Below are 5,042 nucleotides of genomic sequence, written 5' to 3'. Positions count from 1 at the left end.
TAGCATTAATCGGAATCGGAGCCGGTATATTTATTTTAGGCTGGCTTCTGACCCGGTCCCTGTCAAATCGTATTCTCAATCCCCTTTCCGAGTTGGCGGAAGCGGTTCAGTCCATCTCTCCGGATGAACCGGCCAGCGAGCTGAGCGCCTTCAACTCGCCGGATGAGATCGGTATGCTGTCGGAAAAAATCAACCAGCTGTTAAAACGGATTTCAGATTTTACCCGCCGTGAACGGGAGTTTACCTCTCATGCCAGTCACGAACTTCGCACGCCGGTCAGCGTCATCAAAACCGCGGTTGAGATTCTGCGCCGAAGAACAAAGGAATCGGACTCCGGGATTGTGCAGCCCCTGGCACGTATTGAACGGTCCGTCACAGATATTGAAATGCTCATCAACACATTCCTGATGCTGGCCAGACAGGGGCACGGCACGGACAGTGATGAGGCCAGCGACCTGAAACGGGTTGCGGAACATGTTGTGGAAACCTACCGTTACCTGCTGGAATCAAAACCCGTGGAAGTGAATATTCTGGCACCGGATGCTTTTTCCATCAAGGCCCCGGAGTCGCTTGTAACCATTTCCCTGGGAAACCTCGTGCGCAATGCCTTTGCTTACACCATGGAAGGCAGCGTCGAAATTATCGTCTCGCCCGACCGGATCAGCGTCTCGGACAGCGGCCCGGGAATGGATGATACCGGCAAAAAATCCGGAATCGGGCTTACCATTGTCGAACGCCTGTGTGAACGCATGAACTGGCAGTTCACCATTTCCGGCACCCCGGGAAAAGGGACCCGGGTGGACCTGATATTTTCTTCCTGAATGTATTCTGATGCATCAACATCCTACGCAACAACAAACAACCAGTTTAATCCGTTATAATTATTGGGAAACTCTGTAATTATCAGTAATGAACCAGAAACTGATATCAATATGAATGCACTGGAAAGTTACATTGAAAAATAAGGCTTGCCGGAAAAATCAGCCTGTATTAGTTTTTCAAAAAGACTTGTAGCAGTCCCGGCAGCAGCACCAGCGTAATCACTGTCCCGAACACAAGCCCGAAACTGATGGAAACGGCTGCCGGAATCAGGAACTGGGCCTGTTCCGACGTCTCCAGCAGCAGGGGCACCAGGCCGAAAAACGTGGTCAGCGACGTCAGCAGAATCGGACGGAACCGGTTGCATGCGGCATCCACAATCGCCTGATGCAGGGGCATGCCGTTTTTTTGATATTGGTTACAGGTGGTCACCAGAACCAGGGAATCATTCACCACTACCCCGGCCATGGCAAGAATCCCAATCACGGATACAATGGAAAGATCACAGCCCATCAGGATATGCCCCCAGACCGCACCGATCAGGCCGAACGGAATCGTCGCCAATATAAGCACCGGTTGCAGATAGGAATTATAATGAAACACCAGCAGCAGATACATCACTCCTAAAATAATCAAAAATCCATACCCTAAAGATGCCAGCGCTTCATCATTTTCCTCTTCCTCGCCGCCAAAATGAACCGACACGCCGGAAAAATCAGCCAGCACCAGCGGCACAATGGCGTCTTCCAGAGCGTCTTCCACGTCATCGTCATCAATGCCGAACGCAATGTCTGCGGTGACCGGATAAATCCGCTTTCCGTCACGCCGGGCCAGGCTGGTAAACGATCGGGTCTGGGTGATATCTGCCACTTCTGTAAGCGGAATCAGTGCGCCTGCCGGGCTTTTCAACTGCACATCCGCCAGCGCGCTTTCCCGGCTGCGTCCTTCCTCACTCAAACGGACCATCACCTTAATTTCATTCCCGTCCCGCACAAACCGGAATGCTTCAGCCCCATGATACCGGTGCCGGACCTGTTTTGCCACTTCCTCGGCGGTCAGGCCCATGTGCAGGCCGCTGTCTTTTAATTGAATCGTCAGTTCCGGTTTTCCGGTACGAACACCGTCATCCACGGATGTCAGTCCGGCCAGCAGGCGCATCCGCTCACCTAGGGAGAGCGCGGCGGCTTGCGCAACATCCGGGTCCGGATGGAACACCTCCAGCATAATCGGCTCGCCGCCGGCAACGGTGGTCTCTCCTGTAAAATTCAGCGCTTCCAGTTCTCCGGGCGATCCAAACGTTTTCTGCCATGCCGCGGCAAATTCCCGTCCCGAAAGCGTGCGTTCCGCTTCCGGCGGAAGGGCCATGAGCACCGAGATATAATGGGACCCGGCCAGGGTCTCCACTTCAACCTCTCCTTCCTCCAGCCGCGTCCCGATCAGAGAAAAAATACCCGGCGAGGACATGTTGTGTTCCCCAAGCACCGTGTTGGCCGAATCGACCAGTTTTTGGGCAACGGCAATGGACTTTTGCCTGGGAGCCCCGTACGGAAGTGCCGCCTGGGCAATCACCGTGTCTGAATCGATAGTGGGCGTGAACGCAAAGTTCAGCAGGCCGCCTGTCATTGCGCCCACAGTGATAAACAGAAAAGAAACCGCCGTAACAAGCAAAGTCAATGGCCGCCGTAACCCTGCCTGAATAAACGGCCGAAAGCGGTGGTGAATAAACGACGTCAATGTTTCATTCACCTTCTGCTGGGGCCGGGCCAGCACTTTCAGCCACGGGCGATCCGGGTGTTCTGCCGCAATATGGGCGCCCAGAATAAAAAGAGATTCAAAGAGGGAAACCAGAAGCACGGCAATCACCACTGCCGGAATTTGCCAGAAAACCCCCCCCATTTCGCCGGGCACAAAAAACATGGGTGTAAATGCAATGATCGTTGTCGTGGTGGCCAGCAGCACCGGCCCGCCCATCTCTTTTAATCCCTGAACCGCAGCGGCCAGGGGCCCCAGTCCTTTGGTCCGTTGCACATAAATGGCTTCACCGATCATAATCGCGTCATCCACAACCACGCCGATGGTCACGATAAGTGCAAACAATGAAATCATGTTCAGTGATCCGCCGAACAGCGGCAGGAACAGCAGGCCGCCAAGCAGCGACGTGGGAATTCCGACCATGACCCAGAACGCCAGATGCGGCGTGAGAAACAGGCCCAGAGTTATCAGAACCAATACCAGTCCGATAACGGCATTTTCCACGAGCAATGCCATTCGGCTGCGATAGGCGGCTGCCTGATTTTCAAAGATGACTATTTCAACGCCTGAAAACTTCTTTTCTGCAACAGAATCCAGATACCCCCGGACCGCGGCTTCAACCGATATGGGGGTTTCACTGCCCACTGCAAACACATCGATCAGGATGGCAGGCAGGCCGTTAAACCAGCATTCAATGGCTGATTCCCCAAAACCGTCGTTTAAGACCGCGATATCGGACAGGCGCAGCGGAATACCGGCCGGCGTCTCCGCCACCACCACATCGCGAAACGCATCCGCCCATTCCCGGCGCCCGGATGTTCGCAACACGATATCCGATTCTTCTGTATAAAGCGTACCGCCGGGTAAGTCCGGTGTACTCTGCCGTATTTTATCGGCAAGTTCCTCCAATGTGAATCCGTATTGACGCAGTATTTTCTCCGGGATTTCAATTGAAACTTCCTGGTCGCGGGGAAAGGCCAGTTCCACTTTCCGGAGCCCCACACTGGTGCGCAAATCATCGCGCAGAATTTCCGCGGTTTTGCGGAGCCATATGAGGGGCTGATCGCCATAAACGACAATGGAAAGCGCTTTTTCAACTCGAGACGGGATGGTAATAACCGGTTTTTCGGCATCTTGGGGAAACGTTTCAATCCGGTCCACGGCACTCTTGATATCATTAAGCGTCTGCTGCGGATCGGCGTTATCCAGAAGGGTCATGGTCACCTGACCGGTGTTCTCGCTTGCTTCTGAATCAACACGCTTGATTCCATCCAGTCCGCGCACGGCATTTTCAACCACCGTCAGGATTGATTTGTTAATTTCTTCCGGAGATGCCCCCGGCAGGTCAATCGCCAGCTCCACTTTCCGTTCTTCCAGGGCCGGATACAATTCCTGCCGGATCGTCATGGCGCCAAACAGCCCCCCGAAAATCAGCACCCCCATCATGGCATTGGCAAAAGCCGTCCGTTTTAACATAAACTCAAGAAAAGATGTCATCTGGCCGGTTCTCCATTTTTTTGCCTATTGGAGTTATTTTCAGGCTGCTGTTGCAAAGCAGTCAGCTTCATGCCGGCCAGCGGGCTGGCGATATGGGAAAGCACAACCTGATCGTCTTTAAAAAGGCCTTCCCCAACGACCACATTTTCCATGTCCTGCCCCAAAACCGTTACCGCCCGGATTTCCAGCGTGCGATTCTCACTTGACACCCAAACCGTATTGCCGGATCTCAGCGCTTTTTTAGGAATCACAGTCACGTCACCAAAACAAGGACCGGGCAGCATCAGCTCGACATAGTCCCCCAAGACAACCTGGCTGCCCGAAAATTCAATCAGCACCTGTTTATGGCGTGTTTTTCGATCAATCTCCGGCAATACCGACCGGATAACCCCTTCATGGCGGTTTGACCCGATATTTACGGATACCGTGCTTGCTCCGGGATCAATGGCATATTCCGGAGAAAAGAATGCCGTGATATGATAGCAGTCGGTGCAGGCAATTTGCAGTCCCGCGTCTCCGATTTCAAGAAACCGCCCCAAAGCAAGGTTCTCGTTGAGAATCACACCATCGCACGGCGCGGTTATTTGTGTCCGCTCAACATCCAGCGCCGCCCGGACCTCTTTTGCAGCAGCAATTTGCAGGGCGGCTTCCCTTTCTCTGAGCTGGGGTATGCGCAATGCCAGGGATTTATTTTTGCTGCCCTGCCATTTTGAATTTTCCAGAAACTCCCATTCCTTTTCCGCAATGATCTGACGCCCTTTTTCAATCTCCAAAGCCTGCTGCGCCTGGCTTTTTTCGGCAATGGCCTCTGCCAGTGTGTTTTGATAGGTGCGATCATCTATCTTAAACAACAATTCATTTTCCGTCACCCCGGCACCGGCAAAAACACTATCCGGCACCTGAACAACTTTTCCCTGTACCTCTGCACAGATATCAAGAGTTTCCCTTGGTGCAACAAATCCCCATGCCGGCAC

The 5,042-nt window shown here is 53.2% G+C and carries 3 protein-coding genes; 1 reads left to right on the top strand and 2 read right to left on the bottom strand.

Translation table 11 applies throughout. The features are described from left to right. Nucleotides 1-821: sensor histidine kinase (locus tag AB7S84_RS14425; protein WP_428155283.1), on the top strand; the 821-nt coding region annotated here is incomplete at its 5' end. 169 nt (nt 822-990) lie between these two features. Here AB7S84_RS14425 and AB7S84_RS14420 read toward each other — a convergent pair. Together AB7S84_RS14420 and AB7S84_RS14415 are read right to left on the bottom strand one after the other, a co-directional pair. Beyond that, entirely contained in the window at nt 991-4,068 is a 3,078-nt protein-coding gene (locus AB7S84_RS14420) for an efflux RND transporter permease subunit (RefSeq protein WP_428155280.1), read from the bottom strand. Then, on the bottom strand, nt 4,065-5,042 hold a 978-nt coding region (locus AB7S84_RS14415), incomplete at its 5' end, for an efflux RND transporter periplasmic adaptor subunit (RefSeq protein ID WP_428155278.1). The genes AB7S84_RS14420 and AB7S84_RS14415, both read right to left, overlap by 4 nt.

This window comes from Desulfococcus sp., from assembly GCF_050178255.1.
Taxonomy (GTDB): Bacteria; Desulfobacterota; Desulfobacteria; order Desulfobacterales; family Desulfococcaceae; genus Desulfococcus; species Desulfococcus multivorans.
Note: the sequence above shows the minus strand (reverse complement) of the source record. Positions and strands in the feature narration are given on the sequence as shown.

Bases quoted from the DNA above. Each gene is read 5' to 3' on its own strand.
- AB7S84_RS14420 (WP_428155280.1), bottom strand. From the start codon at position 4,068: ATGACATCTTTTCTTGAGTTTATGTTAAAACGGACGGCTTTTGCCAAT.